Source organism: Methylotuvimicrobium buryatense 5G, assembly GCF_000341735.1.
GTDB lineage: Bacteria > Pseudomonadota > Gammaproteobacteria > Methylococcales > Methylomonadaceae > Methylotuvimicrobium > Methylotuvimicrobium buryatense.
In genome coordinates this window covers 689,466-708,382 of sequence record NZ_KB455575.1, presented here as the reverse complement: position 1 = coordinate 708,382, position 18,917 = coordinate 689,466, and the positions used below count along the sequence as shown (strand labels likewise).

Below are 18,917 nucleotides of genomic sequence, written 5' to 3'. Positions count from 1 at the left end.
TCTTAGGCATCTTTTGTGGGAGCGATTCCCTGATCGTCCCTCACCTAGCGTTCACTAGCGTTAGGTGAGGGAAAGCCGCAAACGTCAGAATACAATCAATGCTATCGAGATCGAATTGGCTAAACCTATGCAGATTTATACAAACGCACATTAACAATCGATAGTCATGGACTTCTTTCCGCTGTTCTTGAACATAAAAGACCAACCTTGCTTGGTGGTTGGCGCCGGCGATATCGCGGCCCGTAAGATCGAACTGTTGCTTCGCGCGGGCGCCAAGGTCGTCGTGGTCGCGTTGGAAGTCGGCGAAGCGGTCGCCGCCCTTCAAGACGAACATGCCATCATTATTCGCCGAAAAGCCTTCACGAGCGACGACATCGACGGCATGCGCTTGGTGGTATCGGCGACAGACGATCGCCTCACTAATGCTAAAGCCGCAACGCTAGCCAATCAACGCCGAATTCCAGTCAATGTCGTCGATAACCTGGACCTATGCAGTTTTATCTTTCCGGCGATCATCGATCGTTCGCCGCTGCTGATTGCTGTCTCTTCGAGCGGCGCATCGCCGGTCTTGTCGCGACTGCTTCGCGCGAAGATCGAAACGGCGATTCCGGCCTCCTTCGGGCTATTGGCAGGATTCATCGAACAGCTTAAAGCCCGAGTCTTACAACAAATCCCCCAAGCCCGTCAGCGACGAAATTTCTGGGAGACTATCGTACAAGGCCGCGTCGCCGAATTAATTTTTACCGGCCGGCAACGAGAAGCAGAGAGTCAATTGCTTACGCAGCTGGACCATGCCGGCGCCGCAGACAGACAAGGCGAGGTTTACTTGATCGGCACCGGCCCGGGCGATCCTGATTTACTGACGTTCAAAGCCCTACGCTTACTAGGGCAAGCCGATGTCATCGTTTACGACCGCTCGGTTTCCGGCGAAATTCTTAAACTCGCGCACAGCGATGCCGAAACCATTTTTGTCGGCCAACAAGACGGTAATCACAGTCTGACGCCGGCGGCCATCCATCGGCAGCTGGCGGAACTGGCTTCATCGGGCAAAAAAGTGGCGCGTCTAAAGGGCGGCGATCCTTTCATATTCGGCCGGGGCGGCGAAGAAATCGAAACCTTGATGCAATCGGGCATTCACTTTCAAATCGTTCCCGGCATTACCGCAGCGTCGGGTTGCGCAAGCTATTCGGGCATTCCGTTGACCCACCGAGATCATGCACAGTCCTGCACTTTTGTCTCCGGTCATATCCAAAACGGCCGCATCGATCTCGATTGGCGGCAATTGGCCAAACCCAAGCAAACGGTAATCATTTATATGGGGATATCGGGCCTTGAAAGCATTTGCCGGTCTCTGATCGATCATGGCTGCCCTGCCGACCTGCCTATCGCCGTGATTCAATCGGGCGCGACACACAAGCAACGCGTGTTCATCGGCACGCTAAGCGATAGGCCTGCCTATTCGGAATTTGCCGAAAGCGATGCGCCGGCATTGACCATCGTCGGTACGGTCGTCAATCTGCATCGGCAATTGAACTGGTTTTCAACCTAGATTCGAAGATTTGTCCACGAAAATCACAAAATACACACGGTTGTTACATAAATCTTTTGAACCTTCTATTGGGTGAGCAACTTGGAGAGTATAACTAACGTTCAGGAAAGCCTGGCAATCGCCCCAGCAAATGAAAGCTTAACCGCGTAGCCCGGATGGAGCGCAAGTGCAATCCGGGACGTTCGAGGTCACGCAATCCCCGTATTCCGCTTACGCTGCATACGGGCAACGAACTTTCCCAGTAATTAAATATTTTCGTGTGTTTCGTGGACAAAAAGCGGGGCGATGTTTCGCGACGGCAAGCAGGGTTTCCCTGCCGCTACGAGCGAATACCAGTGAGTGATGTTCTTTCAACGCCATTCTCAATAGACCTAAGTTATAAGATTCGTCGTCGGCACATAAAATCGGACCATTTACCATCATGGTCTTCACTCCATATCATTGCTCAAGCGATAAATTAGTTGCCCGGTTTGTTCCTCGGCGGCACGAAGATCGAAGCTATCCACTAATTCCTGAATAGGTCTCAGCATCTGCCGAGGCAAAGTTTTTCCTGATTAGCAAGTTTCTTCAGCTAAAGCCCAAAGATCAGCATATCCCCTAGCAGGACGGGGTTTGCAAGCCATGCGCGTCAAGCTAAAAACGGCCAACCCACATCACGCTATTTCCCAAGCTCCAGCTTGGGAAAGACACCCCGGAAGCTCCAGCTTCCTGAGACCGACACAACCTCCGCACATTCTGAATCAAACCCGACTCGCTCGCTCGTTCAATCTTTCTTGATTTTCGGGAAGCTAGAGCTTCCTGAACAGGTTACCCAAGCTGGAGCTTGGGTAACAGCATATTTTAGTTTTTGCGACTACGACTGGTCCTTGCTCGGATACTTGGCCTCGGCAAGCTGAAGCATCTTGCTAATCAGGAAGTTTTTTCAAGCTCGAGCAATACGGGTTCGGCAACATCGCATCATTTTACTTATCTTTACCATTCAGACGGCCGATTTCGCGCAACGTATCGTTCAATATAAGCTGCAACTGTTGAATCGACTCATCTATCGTAGCTCCGTCTTTTAAAAGACTAGACTCGATCTTTTCAGCCAACTTCCACACTTGTATCAGCGCCAAGTTTCCTGCCGTTCCTTTCAATTTATGCGCCAAGGCAAGAGCACTTTCCCGCTCGCCTTGAGCCATCATTTTGGCGATTTCGTCTCCGTCATATCCGTGCGATTCGGCAAACTTTTGTAAGTATTTATAGTAAGTTGCAGCATCCCCCCAATTATTAAGGCCTCTGTCTATATCTATCATGGGAAACTGTGAATCGTCTTTCTTAGCTGAAGCGATCGGCTCATTCTTAGAATCAGCCGTTACTTGTGGACCGGTAACATATTGTTGCAAATAAGCGATTAATTCCTCGACATCGAACGGTTTGGCAATGAATCCATTCATCCCGGCATTGAGCGCTGCAGCCTGTTGATTCTTGAATGCACCGGCGGTCAGCGCCACAATAGGCAACAGAGTCAGGCCAAGGACTTCACGAATTTGCCGAGTCGCTTCATAACCATCCATGAGCGGCATTTGTATATCCATTAAAACTACATCGGCCAAATCCGGATTCAGTCTTAACCATTGCAAGGCCGCATGACCGTCGTCCGCCAAATAAACGGTAGCCCCTTCGGCTTCCAAAATACGCCTTGCCATATCGCGGTTTATCTCACTATCATCGACCAGTAGCAGATTTAAGCCGTTGAGACGTTTCTCGGATGGCGTTGTATTGTTATGCTGTATTGACCTTTCGCCTTGACGACGCTGTTTGGCATCGGATACGGCATTATAGAGCGAAGAAGCGGTAATCGGTTTGTGCAAGACGGCATCGGCTATTGCCACATCCGGTTCGCGCAGCAATGCATCGCGGTCATGAGCCGTGGCAATAACGATGATCGGAGCATCGGCAATATCGCCAAGCTCCTGTCTTATGCGTTTGCCGGCTTCGAGACCATTAACACCGGGCATACACCAATCCAATAATACAATATCGGGGAGTTTATTATTCCGTGCTCGTTCGATAATCCGTTCTACAGCCTCTTCGCCCGACTCGACGACCTCGGGAGTCCAGCCCAAGCTACGCACCGTTGCCGCCAACATTTCCCTGGCCACGGGATGATCGTCGGCGATCAATACGTTTTGAAACGCGATGGACGGATGCACATACTCTTGAGGCTCAACCCGCTCTATCGGCAGCATCAACCAAAACTCGCTGCCGATACCAAGCTCGCTGTTGACGCCGAGTTCTCCGCCCATCATTTGCACCAAATACCGACATATCGATAAACCCAGCCCTGTTCCGCCGAAACGGCGTGTCGTCGAAGTGTCTTCCTGAGAAAAAGCATTAAAAATTTCCGCTTGTTTTTCAATAGGGATACCCATGCCGGTATCGCGGACGCTGAAACGTAGATAATCCCGGCCATCCTTGGGCGGTAATTTGATGACGGAGATCGTAACGCTCCCCTGCTGTGTGAATTTAAGCGCATTACTGGTCAAATTAACCAATATTTGTTCGAGCCGAAGCGCATCGCCCCGAAGAAACTCGATACCCTCGGGAGCCGGCCCCATAATCAATTCGACTTTATTGCTGTATTCGATGGACGACATGAGCGTGGCTAAGTTGTCCAGCACATCGCTCAGCCGAAATGGCGCGTGCTCGATTTCAAGGCGCCCCGATTCTATTTTGGAAAAATCCAGAATATCGTTGATGATTCCAAGCAACGACCGGCCGGCTATGCGAATTTTCTTCACCAAATTAAGTTCATCGGTACCAAGTTCGGCTTTTTCCAATAAATAGGCCAATCCAAGTATCGCGTTCATTGGGGTCCGTATCTCATGACTCATATTGGCCAAAAAGTTGCCTTTAACACTGGCAAGCCGTTCGGCCTCCTGTTTTGCCGCCTGTAATTCAGCGGTACGCTCGACCACGTTTCGCTCCAAGGTTTCATTCATTCGAAGCAAGGCATCTTGGATCCGCTTGCGTTCGGAGATATCGACAATGGTTGCCACGACAAAAAGTTGATTATCGCTCCGATAGGGACTCAAGCCGATTTCTATCGGAAATATAGAACCGTCCTTGCGAGTTCCATATAAGTCTCTTCCCTCACCCATCGCCCGAGTCGTTGGGTTTTGTAAATAATCTTTACGCTGCCTGGCATGGCGTGAACGAAACTTTTCGGGAAGCAATATTTCCACAGGTCTATTGATCACTTCCGATACTTGATAGCCGAATAGATTCTCGAAGGCCGGGTTAGCCATGACTATTTTCCCTTCGGCATCGACGACCAACAAGCCGCTGGCATTTGCTTCGAATAACATTCGAAAACACGCTTGAGCCTCTTGTAAACGAGTCGCCGACTCCGCTTCGCCCCGCGCCAGAGCCGCTTCCTTCTCGGCCAGAGCGCGCGCCGATTTTGCCTGAATTAGACGCCCTATGCCTATCGCAAACAATAGCAAGATCACCGAAGCACTCGCGACCTTAGCCGACCAAACGTTATTTTCCACCGTCGATAATTTTTCCATTGGTAAATGACTAATCACTTTCCAGTGTATGTTGTGCGATAAGCGAGCATCTTGTATGGGCGTTAGCAAAACGGAACTCCATGTCCAAAGACCGTCATCAAGTCTGATCTGGCCTTTTTTTTGCCGGGTTATCGCTTCCCATACTCGAGGATTTCGTGTAGCCAGAGTCGCTTCCTGTTGAAACATGAAAGCCCATTCATCCTGTGCATTGGGGCTTTTTAGCCAATAGCCCTCGTCATTGACCAACATCAACCTGTCAATGGCGGGGCCGGCGCTTTGGACGAAAGCATCCAGCATGGATTTTGCCATGATATTAATGATGAGAATGCCTCGAGGTTTACCTGCCACATCAAATACTGGGCTTGAGACCCTTATCGTCGGCTTGTAAGGAATCTCGATACGGCCGTCGTCCATATTCAAATCGAGCGGGGAAATATAAATCTCCCCTTGATTAAGCAGCATGGTATCGCTAAAAAAATAACGGTCCTCTTTAGCCTGTAATTCGTCGTGAGGAACGACGATCGGGCGCCCTCTTCTGTTATTGACTCGCACTTGCTCTATTCCTTGTTCGTCGATCCAGCGTACTTTGTCATAAATTGGGTTACGCGTCATTAACGAAAAAAATGCTTCTTGCATAGAGCTCGTGTCCGAGCCATTCGGGGCCTGATAAACCCTGCGAACCGGATTTTCATCGATTAAGCTCATCAAATGACCTATTGGAACAGCCAACTCTTGATCCAAGCGACCTTGCCCCAACTCGACAAAAATTGTTTCGTCGGCCATCAGCATAGATAATTCGGCATGAATGCGCGATTCGCCCAACAACAAAGTACCTGCCATGACTAAAAAGCTAACGGGCAGAAATAGCAGCATAAAATCCTTAAAAAATCGGCCTCGACCTAAAGTCGTTTGATAAGGATCGTGCTTGCTTGAACGATTGAGTAGTGTATTCAAAACGGCTGTTATCCTCTAAATTACAAATAAATGACTTTATCAAGGCGGTTGCCGGTTTAGTGCAAGCCTAACAGAGCCATTCAGCCTGGGTTAAAAGCTAGCTTTCAAATTGAGTTTTTATTGTTTTTATTTAACGCCAACCCTTTGTAATATCGATTATTTACCTGATCAATAAATAACTTACCACATAGAGTGTAGACTAGATTTTATGTTCTAGCGGCTAAATTATGCAACCCGACATATCGCATTCAAGCTTATTAACCCAATTTAATAGTATTGAGGCTACTAATACCTAGCGCCTAATCTGAGCAAGCAATGCTTAAACCTAACGTTCATGAAGGCCTAGCCATCGCCCCGGCAAATGAAAGTTCTCTGGTGGCGGAGGGTGCGGTCACTCGCCCGACAGGACGCCGTGAATACGTCCATGTAGGCTCGACGGCGGCTCCCTGCCGCCGACGCCTGTCGATCGAGCAACCGCACCCTCTCTGGAACCGGTATTGCCAGCACAGAGCTTTGTATATCGAAAAATTAGATAAAGTGTCCAAATCTACGAACTTTCACAGTAAAAAAACATTTCACCATGAAGATCATGGAGAATAAGAAGTTGATTCATTTGTATAGAACTTTAATTTATCCAATGTAACTATTCAGTCCCCCCGTAAATTATCGTTCCCACGCTCTGCGGGGGAACGCCTGAGTACCGCTCCAGCGGTACAAGATGCTAAAGCGTCTCGGTTTTCATTCCCACGCCGGAGCGCTCATCATTATACATAAATTGTAGGGTACGCTGCGCGTACCAAAGCCGTGCCCTGGAGGTTCGGTTGGCACATGAACATTGCGGGGTTGCCATGGTACGCACAGCGTATCCTACGCGGTTCGTCTGGCGTTAGGTGATCCACTTGTTAAGTGACAATAAATGGTATCGAGGTCTCATTGGTTAAGATTGCAAAAGGGTAGTTTTTGACTTATGTATAACGATGAGCGCCGGAGCGTGGGAATGATAGGGGGTGTGAATAATTACTATCCAATAGATTAGAGGGAATATTTAGGTATTCTATTGAAATACTTCATGTGCTTCATGGTTATACTGACGAATTTATACCTTTCGCACTTCAAATTTCAGCAGTGCCTTAGGAGGCGCCGGGATATTGCAATCTGAAAAACAATAAAGGGAGCCAGAAGAAATACGATTATTCCGTTGCACTCCATTTCATGCGTCGATTCAAAATTGCAAAATGAAGTGCTTTTAGGGGAAAATAGGCGGTTTCGTGTAGCTTATGCTTTTCGAAAAGCATAAACGAGAGCATCGGCTTTGGCCTTCATCATTCCACACATTAACTCGCATCGAAACCACAGGCGAAAATCATGTCAATAGAGTCAAGACACATTCAGTTGATGGACACTACCCTGCGTGACGGCGAGCAAACGCAAGGCGTCGCCTTCACGCCGACCGAAAAAGTCAGTATTGCCAAGGCCTTGTTGCAGTTTTTGCGCGTCGATCGAATCGAAGTCGCTTCGGCTCGAGTGTCGGAAGGTGAAAAAGAAGCCGTCAGCCAAATCAATCAGTGGGCCCGGCAAGAAGGTTTCGCCGACCGCGTCGAAGTATTAGGCTTCGTCGATCATACGCGCAGTGTCGATTGGATTCGATCTACGGGCGGATCGGTCATCAACCTGCTGGCCAAAGGCAGCGAAAAACACTGCCGCGAACAACTCGGCAAGACGCTCGAACAACACAGCACCGAAGTTCTGCAAACCATCGCCTATGCTCACGAACAAGGCCTGATAATCAACATCTACCTGGAGGACTGGTCGAACGGCTACAAAGATAGTCCCGATTATGTCTATGGGCTCGTGGACCGCTTGCGGCATAGCCCGGTCAGCCACTTCATGCTGCCAGACACATTAGGCGTCATGGCTCCGAACGAAGTTTTCAACAGCTTCCACGATATGTGCGGGCGCTACCCGGATTTATTGTTCGATTTTCATCCGCACAACGATTACGGTTTGGCGACTGCCAATGTTATGGCTGCGGTTAGGGCCGGCATCAGCGCCGTACATTGCACCATCAATTGCTTGGGAGAGCGTGCCGGAAACGCTTCGCTAGCCGAAGTCGCCGTGGTCCTCCGCGATAAAATGAACATGCAATTGTCCATCGACGAAAGTCATTTGGTACGCATCAGCAACATGGTGGAAAATTTTTCCGGCAAGCGCGTTGCCGCAAATGCGCCGATCGTCGGCGCCGATGTCTTTACACAGACCGCGGGCATCCATGCCGACGGCGACCAAAAAGGCGGCCTATACAAAACCCGCTTAGGACCGGAACGCTTTTCCCGAACTCATAGTTATGCCTTAGGCAAAATGAGCGGCAAGGCCTCGCTGAAAAAGAATCTCGAACGACTCGAAGTCGAACTTTCCGAAGAAGACCAGAAGAAAGTTCTCGCACGTATCGTTAGCCTCGGCGACTCCAAACAAACCATCACGACCGACGATCTACCGTTCATCATCGCCGATGTTCTCGAAAGCAAGAGCTATCAACATATTAGATTGCTGAATTGCTCGCTCAATAGCGGCTTGGACCTCCAATCCACGGTCAGCCTTCGCGTCGAAATCCAAGGCGAAAACCACCAAGCTACCGGCGCCGGCAGCGGCGGCTTCGATGCCTTCATCGACGCAATCAGCAAGGTGCTCAAAAAATACGACTACCGATTACCCGAACTAGCCGATTATGAAGTCCGCATACCTAAGGGCGGCCACGCCAATGCATTGACCGAATGCGTAATAACGTGGAATTGCGGGAACGAATTACGCAAAACTCGAGGCGTCCACGTCAATCAAGTATTTTCTGGAATCATGGCCACGATTAAACTGATCAACATTCAATTACATGAAATGAAATCCTCCGCTGAATAGCGGCAGACTCCGCGAACACAAACTCGGCAACAGTCTAATTCACGATGTATTGAGTTTTAAATTTTTCCATTCACTTAAAAACATAAAAAATGAAACATTATAAAATCGCAGTATTGGCCGGCGACGGCATCGGCCCCGAAATTACCCACGAAGCCCTCAAGGTTCTCAAAGTCATCGAAGAGCGTAACGACGTTACCTTCGAATTGATGCCCGCCTCGTTCGGAGCTTGCGCCTACTTCGAAACCGGCGACGCCTTCCCGCAAGCGACCATCGATATATGCGACCAAGCCGATGCGATTCTGAAAGGCCCGATCGGCTTGAGCCATGAAGAAGCAAAAAAAATCCCCATCGACCAACAACCCGAGCGCGGCGCGTTACTGCCGATGCGCCGTCGCTACAATACCTACGCAAATTTCCGCCCGGTTTCTCTACCGAAATCTCTGGCGCATTTTTCACCGCTCAAGCCTGAAATTATCGGCGAAGGGATCGATCTGATCATCGTGCGCGAATTGGTCGGCGGCCTGTATTTCGGCGAAAAAGAAATGGGTGTCAACGACAAAGGACTGCGTTATGTCCGTGAAACGCTGGAATACGATGAGGAACAAATTCGTCGTATCATGCACGAAGCATTCAAATTGGCCAGTAAACGCCGCAAGTTACTGCACAATATTCACAAAAGCAACGTACTGAAATCCAGCGTGTTATGGAACGAAGTCATGGAAGAAGTGGCCAAGGAATATCCGGACGTCAAGGTCGTCAACTTCCTGGTCGACGCGGCGGCAACAGCCTTATGCCTGAACCCGACCCAGTTCGATGTCATGGTCATGGAAAACATGTTCGGCGATATTCTCAGCGACCAAGGCGGCGGCATATTGGGATCTCTCGGCTTGATGCCTTCGGCCTGCATCGGTCCCGATAAAGCCTATTACGAACCGTCGCACGGTTCAGCACCGGATATCGCCGGTAAAAACATCGCGAATCCTTATTCCATGATCGGTTCGGTCGCGATGATGCTGGAAAACAGCTTCGATATGGCTGCTGAAGCTAAAAATGTATGGGATGCGATGCAAGGTGTTTTCGGCGACGGTTACTCCACCGCCGATTTGTCGAAACCCGGCAGCGGCGTAAAGATGATCAGTACCGAGCAATTCGGTGACAAAGTCGTGGAAAAATTACGGAATATGCCCAAAGTTTAATTCTAGAAAGAGCAGTTGGCATGTGTTGTAGACGTTCGTGCTGAGTAAAGTCGAAGCATGAAGGGGCTACAACACTTTCACCGGCCTGGTGAAGCCTCAAACTCCCGTTCGCCCTTCGACAGGGCTCTCCTGAGCGTAGCCGAAGGGGCTCAGGGCGAACGGGAGTTTGAGGCTCTCAACTGCTCTTTTCAGGTTAATAGTTGAAGTTAAACCACTTCGCTATTTCCCAAGCCCCCGCTCTCATCGTTATGCATAAGTCAAAAATTACCCTTTTGCAACCTTAACCAATGAGACCTCGATACCATTTATTGTGACTTAAGACTTTCGGCCTCGAGATCGCGATCAGAGGATCGCTCTAGCCTGTCGAAAGACTGATCTAGTCCGTTATTATTTTCCCCGATTTTTGGCTTTTATGTTTAAAAAATTCTTTGCGCTTTTTTCTTACCGTATAAGGGATATTCTTCTCCTCCCAGTGTGCTAGATCTACTTGAAATGCTTTATTTAATGCCTGGTCAATCACCGCTTCTTTTCGACTGCCACATAAAGCAGGAATCAATAGCACGGAGCGATTCATGTCGGCTTGCGGACTGCGTTCAAGCATATATTTATAATTTCCAAACAGCGTTTCAATAATATCGCTACTGCTTAACAACGGCAGTTCGGTCAGCTCTGCTTGAATCTGCACATGCTTTTTTAACCAAGCTTGTAGGTGTGTTTTGACTTTAGAATTTCGCGGCAATGTTTTTGATAATTGGTAACATTGTTGGTAGGTGACTTTGTTAAGCCCTTTGTTTTTAATGATTTCCATCACCTCTGAGACTATTTTAGTCGTCAACGCGAAGCGCTCAATAAAGGGTTTCATCCGTAAAAAGCCCGGAAACACCGTCCGTAATTTAGCTAACACGCTGCCTTTCTTCGCGCCGCCTTTAACGGCAAAGACATCCAGCATTTTAGCCCCCCATTCACCGAGTTTACTGATGCTTTGAAAACGGCCCTTTAGTCCGTAATTTAGGGGGTGTCAAACAGGCAAATTCTGTCTGTCTCAGGCATTTCGCACCTTGACCCAGTGCCGCAGTAAAGGCTTTATAATCCGCTGTTTTTTCAAATTGACTTTTCAGCGCGCTGGCCATGCAGTGACCGATGTCATCAATGACGGGCACCGGTTTTTCTTGTTTGGCCGACCAATGTCGCACACCTTTTGCCAGCGTGTAGTCGCAGTCTTTAACAATCGCTTGAGGCACGCCGGCGATAGCAAAAATGTCCTCTAAGTCCTGGCAAACCGTCTGATGATTAACCGTTTCACGCACCTTAAGACCGATACATTCACAATCTTGTAATTGAATAGCGCTGCCGCGTTGGCGCAGCGACTGTGTTTTTACGCGGAGCACGACCAGTGCTTTTTTAGTCCCTATATCAATGGAGTAATCAATGATCGCAATCCAAGGCTCGCACGTTGGGCACACTTGGCGCAGTAACCCTAAGCCGACGCGCAAACTCCAGTTAATCACCGAAGTAAAATGTGGCGTCCACGGTAATTCAAGCGATGTTTGTGAATGAAATAATTCAAGAATGCGCGGAACGCTACGAAAAGAAACCACCGCATCAAGCACGATAAGCACGCATAAAAGTCGCGTTTGCTGAGCTTGTGTTATGTCAATAACCGTTGAAGTATTCGCGGGTACAACAGCAATATCCTGGGTTGTTAGGGTTGACTGATGCTCGAAGGTAATGTTTTTTTTGCTTCGACAAGCTGCTCTAACTGGCAATTATTCCGTTTCAGTTCCGCTATTTTTTTCAAATGACGTTTTTGTGTTTTTCTAAGCTCACGAAGCTCAGCTGCGCGCTCAGTCGCTTTGTTTTTCCATTCATCGCGCGTGTTTAGTAGTTTTGACATTTGAAGCATAGTATTTGGGGGATGGGTTAAAATAAGACCTATTTGTACCGCATACAGCGATAATTTTAAATCCACAAGCTGAGGAAATAAAATCACTGTAAAGTGAACGATTATAAACCATATAGTTGTGCTTCTTTTAGCTAAGTCATTGATTAGTCGCTTTATGAGAAAAATAAAAGCGGCTTAAGCTGTCGTTTTGGTCAAACGATTGCATCCAGAATGATTTTAAGTTATTGAATATTAATAAGGTATGTGATTTGATGCATGCGTTTCGACAGCCTAGAGCGATCCCCTGATCGCGATTTCGAAGCCGGATGCGTTAGGTAACAATAAATGGTATCGAAGTCACGTTAGCTAAAATGACAAAACGATATCTAACTGGTTCCCAGGGTCCTCCGTCACTGCCATTAAGTTAAGAGAAACCCGTCATTCCGCCATGGATGGCAAGCTTTTGAGGCTCAGTAGAGCCTGAATGCAAGCATTACTTAATTTCTGTGATGGTTTGAACTTAATAGCAGCGACGGGCCCCATAAGCGCCAACTTAGTGCCTATTCTATGGTGCGTTTATGGCTTTATTCGTCCTATCGGTATGGGTTGTCGATATCCATGTTGCATGGAAGTGGTGCTACGCATTGCCATCCGTGGCCCTGGATTCCGCCAATCCCTGGCGGAATGACGCGTTCCTTCCTTAAGTTGGCGCTTATGGCGACGGGCCCTCCGTGGGAACCCATACCTTGGCTCACTGCCATTAAGTTAAGGATTTTTCCGTTCGCCCTGAGCCTGTCAAAGGGTGAATGGAAAAATCCTGGGTCGATAAGTTAAGCCGTCCATGGTTCGACAGGCTCACCACGAACGGCTTAACTTAATGACAGTGATACCTTGGCTACCAAGGCAAGATCGGTATGCATTCACACGCAGGGAGGAAAAACGCGGCCATCGCGCTCCTGCCTCACCTTACAAGACAATTATCACTGAGCGACAATGGCTTCGATTGTCGCGGCGAAAGCGTCGCTTCCTCAGTATTAGACCTCGAAATCATCTACCCATCAAACCGCTTGCCATTCAAATAATTATTTCGGTTCAGTTTATATTCAGCCGACATAACAATAATACACCTCAACAAAGCGCTTTTTTACTTTGAAATGCCAAAGAATCAGCACAGTTTCATTGAATTTTTAGCATTAATTGGACGAAAGCCAATCTTTGTTTCGCTATACCCATACTATTATCCTCCAGCCGAAGGCAATGGCTAACCGGAACATGGAAGTACCGGAACTTTTTGTGTAACGCGTTTTGTTTAAAAAACTCATAGCTATTCAGTTAACTTTTTTATGAGGATTAAACCTAATGATGTGCAAACTTCCGCATTCTCACGTAGCCACAGGCAATCGGGCTTGCTGCCATAATTTAGCTATTCGCACTCACGCTTCCTTATAAAACAACAACCTATACACAATCCTTCAAATACACCGAATGATTACAGAAACTCAACCACGCTTTATCTCAAAATCCTAGCGAAACAATTCGGGAAATAATCCCAATAAAATAAACAAATTGTATTTGAATTTTTACGTTAAATCCCCTATTCTTTGCGGCTTTAACTTTTAATCGAACCGTAACCGGGTTATGGTTCTTTTTTAATCACCAAGAGAGGTCAAAAATGAAAAAATCCTTAATCGCAGCAGCAGGTTTCGCAGCCCTGACTTTAAGCAGCCAAGCATTCGCAGCCGGAGACGCAGCGGTCGGCAAAAAAATCTATGATCGCGCATTCGGTCGCGGCTGCGGTGCTTGCCACGATATTTCATCAAACCCGCAATTACGTGAACTGATCAAAAGCGGCGCTTTAGACCGTGCAAAATTCGGTACCGTATTGAAAGAGGGTAAAGGCGGCATGCCTAAAGCTACCGATCAGATCATGAGCTTGGGACCGGTCAAAAAAGCCGGTTTAAGCGAAGAACAAGCAATCGATGCTGTTTACGAATTCCTGAGCAAATAAAAGTAACTGGAGTTGTCGGTCAAGCTTAAACGTTTGACCGATTTGCCCAACAAAAAAGCCGCTAACGATTATCCGTTAGCGGCTTTTTTGTTACTTTGGTATCATCACATTCCTCGTTCCCACCGCCCCAGCGTGGGAATGCATACCGAATCTTACATGGGGTTACCAAGGTATGGGTTCCCACGGGAGGACCGTGGGAACCAGAAAAACAGGTCATTCCGCCAGGGATTGGCGGAATCCAGCACCACGGTTGGCAATGCTTAGCTTCACACTTATGTAACCGGAAGATCGGAAATCCATGCCGATATAACGAAATAAAGCGGCAAATGCACTATGTGATAAGCACTAAGTTGGCGCTAATGGAGGAGTTACTCTTGCTTGTTTTATCGCCCACTGGTGACGCAGAGCGTCTAGGGATGCATTCCCACGCAGAGCGTAGGAACGATGATGCATTAGAATTAATGCTTACCTAAAAAACCGCGACGGGCATTTTGGTGAACTAGCCTTCTGCGCGTTCTAAACCAAACGCCGGCAATTGCCGCGAGCATGAGGCCGCAGGAACCTAAAGTCAAATAAATCAGATTCTTTAATTGCGACATTTCAGCCAGCAACTGTTCGTTATTGGCTTCAGAAAGATTGGGTTTAGCCGCATCGGAATAAGAGCGCAGCATCTTCACATCGTTTTTAAGATCCGCAATCGTCCCCAAAGAATAATTGACGCTACCTAATTTCACGCTTTGCTCGAGCGTTGTCAATTTGCTTTCTATCGAGCCGCTGATCAAACCGATCAACTGCGCCTTGAGAATATCGATTTCAGCGGACATGGCAGGATTATTAGTTTTATTAAAAGCCTGCTCTATTCGAACGGCCTTTAAATGGTTGATGGCGTCCTGAGTAGGCATAAGAAAAAAACCCATCAGAAAGACCATAGCTGTTAAAAAAAACACCGCATAGATCAAAACCCTGTTTACCTTTACCAGACTCTGATGCGACGGAATTCTTTCCACAACGATCAAACCACTGTCCCGTCCATTACCAGAGTTCGAATTTAGCTTTTCGCTCATTATTTCTTCCTCTCGATACGGAATTCCTTAGCTGACAGCTTCCCCACCGAAATTTTTTATTATTGACAAAATTGACCCGCATAAATCGCCTTCATCCGAGAACCGCACAGTAATGTCTAATAATAAGCGGTTTGAGATAAAAAATTAACCTGGCAATTATACAAGTTTAAATAGAATTGTCCTGCTTTTTATCGGGATCGTCAGGCAGCCAAGCAGCAAGACGATCCCATATCGGCTCAACGGCCTTTTTTTGCCGCAATACGCATTCTCAATGCATTCAATTTAATAAAGCCTTCGGCATCCTTTTGATTATAGGCGCCGGCATCGTCCTCGAAAGTCGCGATCGACTCGTCGAACAAGCTATCGGTATCGGAAGCACGACCGGCCACAATGACATTGCCTTTATACAGTTTTATCCTAACCGTACCATTGACATTGGCCTGCGATGCATCGATCATTTCCTGCAACATTTTCCGTTCAGGACTCCACCAGTAACCGTTATAAATCAAACTGGCATAGCGCGGCATCAATTCATCCTTCAAATGCGCGACTTCTCTATCGAGCGTCAAAGATTCGATCGCCCGATGCGCTTTAAGCATGATCGTACCGCCCGGCGTTTCATAACAACCTCGCGACTTCATGCCGACATAACGATTCTCGACGATATCGAGCCGACCTACGCCATTGGCGCCCGCGACTTTATTCAATTTCTCCAACACTTCGGCGGGCGAATGAGGCACGCCGTCGATTGCGACGATATCGCCGCCTTGATAAGTCAATTCGATATAAGTCGGCTCGTCGGGCGCCGCTTCCGGCGAGACCGACCAACGCCACATCGACTCTTCGGGCTCCGCCCAAGGATCTTCGAGAATACCGCCCTCATAGGAAATATGCAGTAAATTGGCATCCATCGAATAAGGCGATGCCTTACCGCGTTTCATTTCGACCGGAATGCCGTGTTGCTCGGCATAGCTAAGCAGTTTTTCGCGCGAGGTCAAATCCCACTCACGCCACGGCGCGATGATATGAATATCGGGACGCAGTGCATAAGCACCCAATTCGAAACGAACCTGATCGTTGCCTTTGCCGGTCGCGCCGTGAGAAATCGCCTCGGCGCCGGTTTCGTTGGCGATTTCGATCAAACGTTTCGCGATCAACGGACGGGCAATCGACGTACCGAGCAAATATTCGCCTTCATAAATCGTATTGGCGCGGAACATCGGAAACACGAAATCGCGCGCGAATTCCTCGCGCAGATCGTCGATATAAATTTCCTTGATGCCCATGGCCTGAGCTTTTGCGCGCGCCGGTTCGACTTCTTCGCCCTGACCGATATCGGCGGTAAATGTGACCACTTCGCAAGAATATACATCCTGCAACCATTTCAAAATGACCGACGTATCCAAACCGCCGGAATAAGCCAAAACCACTTTATTAATATCGGACATATCGCCTTAAAATACCTTGAGTTGAAAAATGCCGTGAATTATACCGTAAAAAAGCCGTAACAATAGCATCGAATCCTGCGTTAACCGGTTAATTGGTTAACATCCGAACGCAATAAGAGCAGTTTATGCGCGCGGTTCAATCGCTTGATGGCAATCTCGCGTTTCGTTGCGGAACTGCGGTCGTGCCCGCCTTCCAAATAAACCAGACGCGATGCTTGCCGTCCTCGAAAATATTTGGCGCCCAGTCTACCTTCCGAATGTTCCCGGAAACGCCGGTCGATATCATTAGTAATGCCGGTATACAGCGATTCGTCGCTACAAAGAATCATATACACGAACCACTGCATCGCGAATTAGTCGTCCTGTTTGATCTTGAAGCTATGCACCCAAACCAAGTGCTCCGGCTCCCAGGTCATACCCGGATGCATCGATAGAATCAACGCGCGATAGCTTTCCAAATTCGGATAACCTTCCGCCTTGGCGTGCTCATCGGTCATATCGCCTAAACGCTCGCGCTGCAAATCGGTTACGACGAATGCCGTTCCGTCCAACTCGAAAACCTCTCCCGGCCAAGCATAAACGCCGTCCCGGCGTTGTTGAGTTTTCACACCGGACTTAGCGGTCTCGATAAGCTTCGGATGACGAATCAAACGATCGATGGAACAGGTTTTCTCAGGGTATTGGGACATAATGACTAATTTCCAAAAACTCGAAAGTATAGCGGACCTGTCGTTATACACAAGCACAGACGACATAAGCGCAGCAATTCCCAATTTGGAGATCAAAAAGGGTGTGGGGTATGCTTGGCGAGGATGTCGGCAGCAGGGAGCTGCCGCCAAGCTCCCATGGATGGGTTTACGGCGTTCCTCGACAGGCATACCCCACACCCTAAAATCGGCGAAACTGCTCAAACTGGGAATTGCTGACATAAGCGCCAACTTCTATGGTGCATTAGCGGCATTATTGGTCATCTCGGCATGGATTGCCGATTTCCAGGTTTCATGGATGTGAAAGCACGCATTGCCATCCGTGGCACTGGATTCCGCCAACCCCTGGCGGAATGACGCGTTATTTTCTTAAGTTGGCGCCTATGAGCATAGACGACCTGCCGTATAAAAACGGCAACCGGACAATGGATACCATTGAGCGTGAGTACTGTGGGAGCGACGCCTTCGTCGCGATTTCGGAGTCGCAAATGTTGGGTAATAAATAAAGACATCGAGGCCACAGTCGCTAAAAAACAAGCATATTTTTTGCTAGCCAAATTTCAGCACAAGCTCGATAAACTTTGACCGGATCAACTCAAAATCCTATTCACGCCGCCGGTAAACAACAACACATCTTCCGGAAACAACTGCACGCCCAAGGTTTTGATTTCGCCGCATTCCGGCAAACGATAACAACGAATATCATCCTCCCGCTCATCGATCAAATGCCCAAGAGCCTGTAACAAGCGCAACAAACGAGGCCGCTTCATCACAACGATAAAAACCGAATACTGCACCGGCAGACCCTGCCTTTTCAAAACCCGATGGGTTTTCGACAAACGCTTAGGATCGGCAATATCGTAAGAAATCAAATACAAACCCGCCGAACTGTCCGCCATTACGAAGCCCCCATCAAAAACCGGTGCAACTTATTGACCGTGCCCCGAAACAAGATACCGACCCGATCGGAACGGCCTTGATACAACTCGACCAAGGCGCGTTCGCCGGGAAGCGCCGAAGAACGCCCCTTCATATCCAGCAGCGGCAAATAAAAATCCCACAGCAACAAGCGGCTGAAATCGGCGGCTAAATCCAACCGGTTAACTTGAACGGATTCATCCTGCACATCCAATCCCTGCTCTAGTAACAACAACGTCATTTCGCCATACAATAACGACTCGATTCGATTGACGACATTCGGCCAATCGTTCATTAAATTCAAGCGCAAACCGCTAAGCAAATCCGCAACCGGTATTTCCCGCCAATCATGCAATCCCGCGCGCCGGGCAAAACTGCGAGCCGCCATTTTTTGCATGGCCGCCCGCCAAGTTTCATAACGTTGCATGCCGTCCGGCATTGACAATAAATCAAGCAAACGCTGGGCAAACAATTGCCTATCCCGGCTGACGCCCAACCAACGCGCCCTGACCTCGCCGGTTTTCGACAAGATCAAAACGACGATACCGGCATCGGCGCAAGCCAGCAATGCGCCCATCGTCCATTCGACCGAACCGGAACACACCACGCGCGAAATCCGCGCCAACGGAAACAACCGGTCGGCTTTATCCGGCACCGAAATTCTGAGCGCCGGCTCGTCCAAAACCACGCGGCAACCGGGTTTGCCTTCGATATACAAGGGCCGCAT

General features: G+C 48.4%; 17 protein-coding genes. 7 read left to right on the top strand and 10 right to left on the bottom strand.

Translation table 11 applies throughout. The features are described from left to right. Positions 1-166 precede the first annotated feature (166 nt). Complete coding sequence (gene cysG, locus METBU_RS0103270; RefSeq protein ID WP_017839261.1) at positions 167-1,549, top strand: siroheme synthase CysG; 1,383 nt, start codon at positions 167-169, stop codon at positions 1,547-1,549. Positions 1,550-2,511: 962 nt separating this feature from the next. Here the strand turns inward: cysG and METBU_RS0103260 are convergent. Then, the gene (locus METBU_RS0103260; protein WP_017839259.1) at positions 2,512-6,057 is read right to left on the bottom strand and encodes a response regulator; all 3,546 of its coding nucleotides are present in this window, start codon (positions 6,055-6,057) and stop codon (positions 2,512-2,514) included. A gap of 315 nt (positions 6,058-6,372) precedes the next feature. Here METBU_RS0103260 and METBU_RS27915 point away from each other — a divergent pair, with 315 nt between their 5' ends. The 3 genes from METBU_RS27915 (at position 6,373) to leuB (ending at position 10,163) form a co-directional block, all read left to right on the top strand. After that, the gene (locus tag METBU_RS27915) at positions 6,373-6,657 is read left to right on the top strand and encodes a hypothetical protein (RefSeq protein WP_186005673.1); all 285 of its coding nucleotides are present in this window, start codon (positions 6,373-6,375) and stop codon (positions 6,655-6,657) included. Positions 6,658-7,422: 765 nt separating this feature from the next. After that, on the top strand, positions 7,423-8,967 hold the full coding sequence (locus tag METBU_RS0103255; protein ID WP_017839258.1) for an alpha-isopropylmalate synthase regulatory domain-containing protein: 1,545 nt from the start codon (positions 7,423-7,425) through the stop codon (positions 8,965-8,967). 89 nt (positions 8,968-9,056) lie between these two features. Further along, complete coding sequence (gene leuB / locus METBU_RS0103250) at positions 9,057-10,163, top strand: 3-isopropylmalate dehydrogenase (RefSeq protein WP_017839257.1); 1,107 nt, start codon at positions 9,057-9,059, stop codon at positions 10,161-10,163. Between the two features lie 376 nt (positions 10,164-10,539). Here the strand turns inward: leuB and METBU_RS28370 are convergent, their stop codons facing one another. The 3 genes from METBU_RS28370 to METBU_RS0103240 form a co-directional block, all read right to left on the bottom strand. Then, positions 10,540-11,112: a hypothetical protein gene (locus tag METBU_RS28370; protein WP_208976557.1), complete on the bottom strand. Its 573-nt coding sequence runs from the start codon at positions 11,110-11,112 to the stop codon at positions 10,540-10,542. 22 nt (positions 11,113-11,134) lie between these two features. Then, positions 11,135-11,773 (bottom strand): hypothetical protein, encoded by a 639-nt coding sequence (locus METBU_RS28365; protein ID WP_201764843.1) that lies wholly within the window; start codon positions 11,771-11,773, stop codon positions 11,135-11,137. Between the two features lie 92 nt (positions 11,774-11,865). Next, positions 11,866-12,153, bottom strand: a complete 288-nt coding sequence (locus METBU_RS0103240; protein WP_144053571.1) for a hypothetical protein — start codon at positions 12,151-12,153, stop codon at positions 11,866-11,868. A 1,564-nt stretch (positions 12,154-13,717) separates the two neighbouring features. On the opposite strand from METBU_RS0103240, the gene METBU_RS0103235 reads away from it, so the two are divergent. Beyond that, positions 13,718-14,053, top strand: a complete 336-nt coding sequence (locus tag METBU_RS0103235; protein ID WP_017839255.1) for a c-type cytochrome — start codon at positions 13,718-13,720, stop codon at positions 14,051-14,053. A gap of 458 nt (positions 14,054-14,511) precedes the next feature. Here METBU_RS0103235 and METBU_RS0103230 read toward each other — a convergent pair whose 3' ends face one another. From METBU_RS0103230 to METBU_RS0103215, 4 genes are all read right to left on the bottom strand, one after another. Then, positions 14,512-15,117, bottom strand: coding sequence for a hypothetical protein (locus METBU_RS0103230; RefSeq protein WP_017839254.1), 606 nt, complete (start codon positions 15,115-15,117; stop codon positions 14,512-14,514). A 236-nt stretch (positions 15,118-15,353) separates the two neighbouring features. After that, a complete protein-coding gene (locus METBU_RS0103225) occupies positions 15,354-16,565 on the bottom strand; it encodes an argininosuccinate synthase (RefSeq protein ID WP_017839253.1) in 1,212 nt (403 codons plus the stop codon). An 80-nt stretch (positions 16,566-16,645) separates the two neighbouring features. Then, on the bottom strand, positions 16,646-16,912 hold the full coding sequence (locus METBU_RS0103220) for a GIY-YIG nuclease family protein (RefSeq protein WP_026130003.1): 267 nt from the start codon (positions 16,910-16,912) through the stop codon (positions 16,646-16,648). 6 nt (positions 16,913-16,918) lie between these two features. Continuing rightward, entirely contained in the window at positions 16,919-17,254 is a 336-nt protein-coding gene (locus tag METBU_RS0103215; RefSeq protein WP_017839251.1) for an ASCH domain-containing protein, read from the bottom strand. A gap of 1 nt (position 17,255) precedes the next feature. Here METBU_RS0103215 and METBU_RS27045 point away from each other — a divergent pair, with 1 nt between their 5' ends. After that, entirely contained in the window at positions 17,256-17,576 is a 321-nt protein-coding gene (locus METBU_RS27045) for a hypothetical protein (protein WP_017839250.1), read from the top strand. A gap of 79 nt (positions 17,577-17,655) precedes the next feature. Continuing rightward, positions 17,656-17,778, top strand: a complete 123-nt coding sequence (locus METBU_RS28910; protein WP_268869765.1) for a hypothetical protein — start codon at positions 17,656-17,658, stop codon at positions 17,776-17,778. 84 nt (positions 17,779-17,862) lie between these two features. Here METBU_RS28910 and cas2 read toward each other — a convergent pair whose 3' ends face one another. Both cas2 and METBU_RS0103195 read right to left on the bottom strand, forming a co-directional pair. Then, complete coding sequence (gene cas2, locus METBU_RS0103200) at positions 17,863-18,171, bottom strand: CRISPR-associated endonuclease Cas2 (protein WP_017839248.1); 309 nt, start codon at positions 18,169-18,171, stop codon at positions 17,863-17,865. After that, complete coding sequence (locus METBU_RS0103195; RefSeq protein WP_017839247.1) at positions 18,171-18,917, bottom strand: CRISPR-associated endonuclease Cas1; 747 nt, start codon at positions 18,915-18,917, stop codon at positions 18,171-18,173. The genes cas2 and METBU_RS0103195 overlap by 1 nt, the downstream gene beginning before the upstream one ends.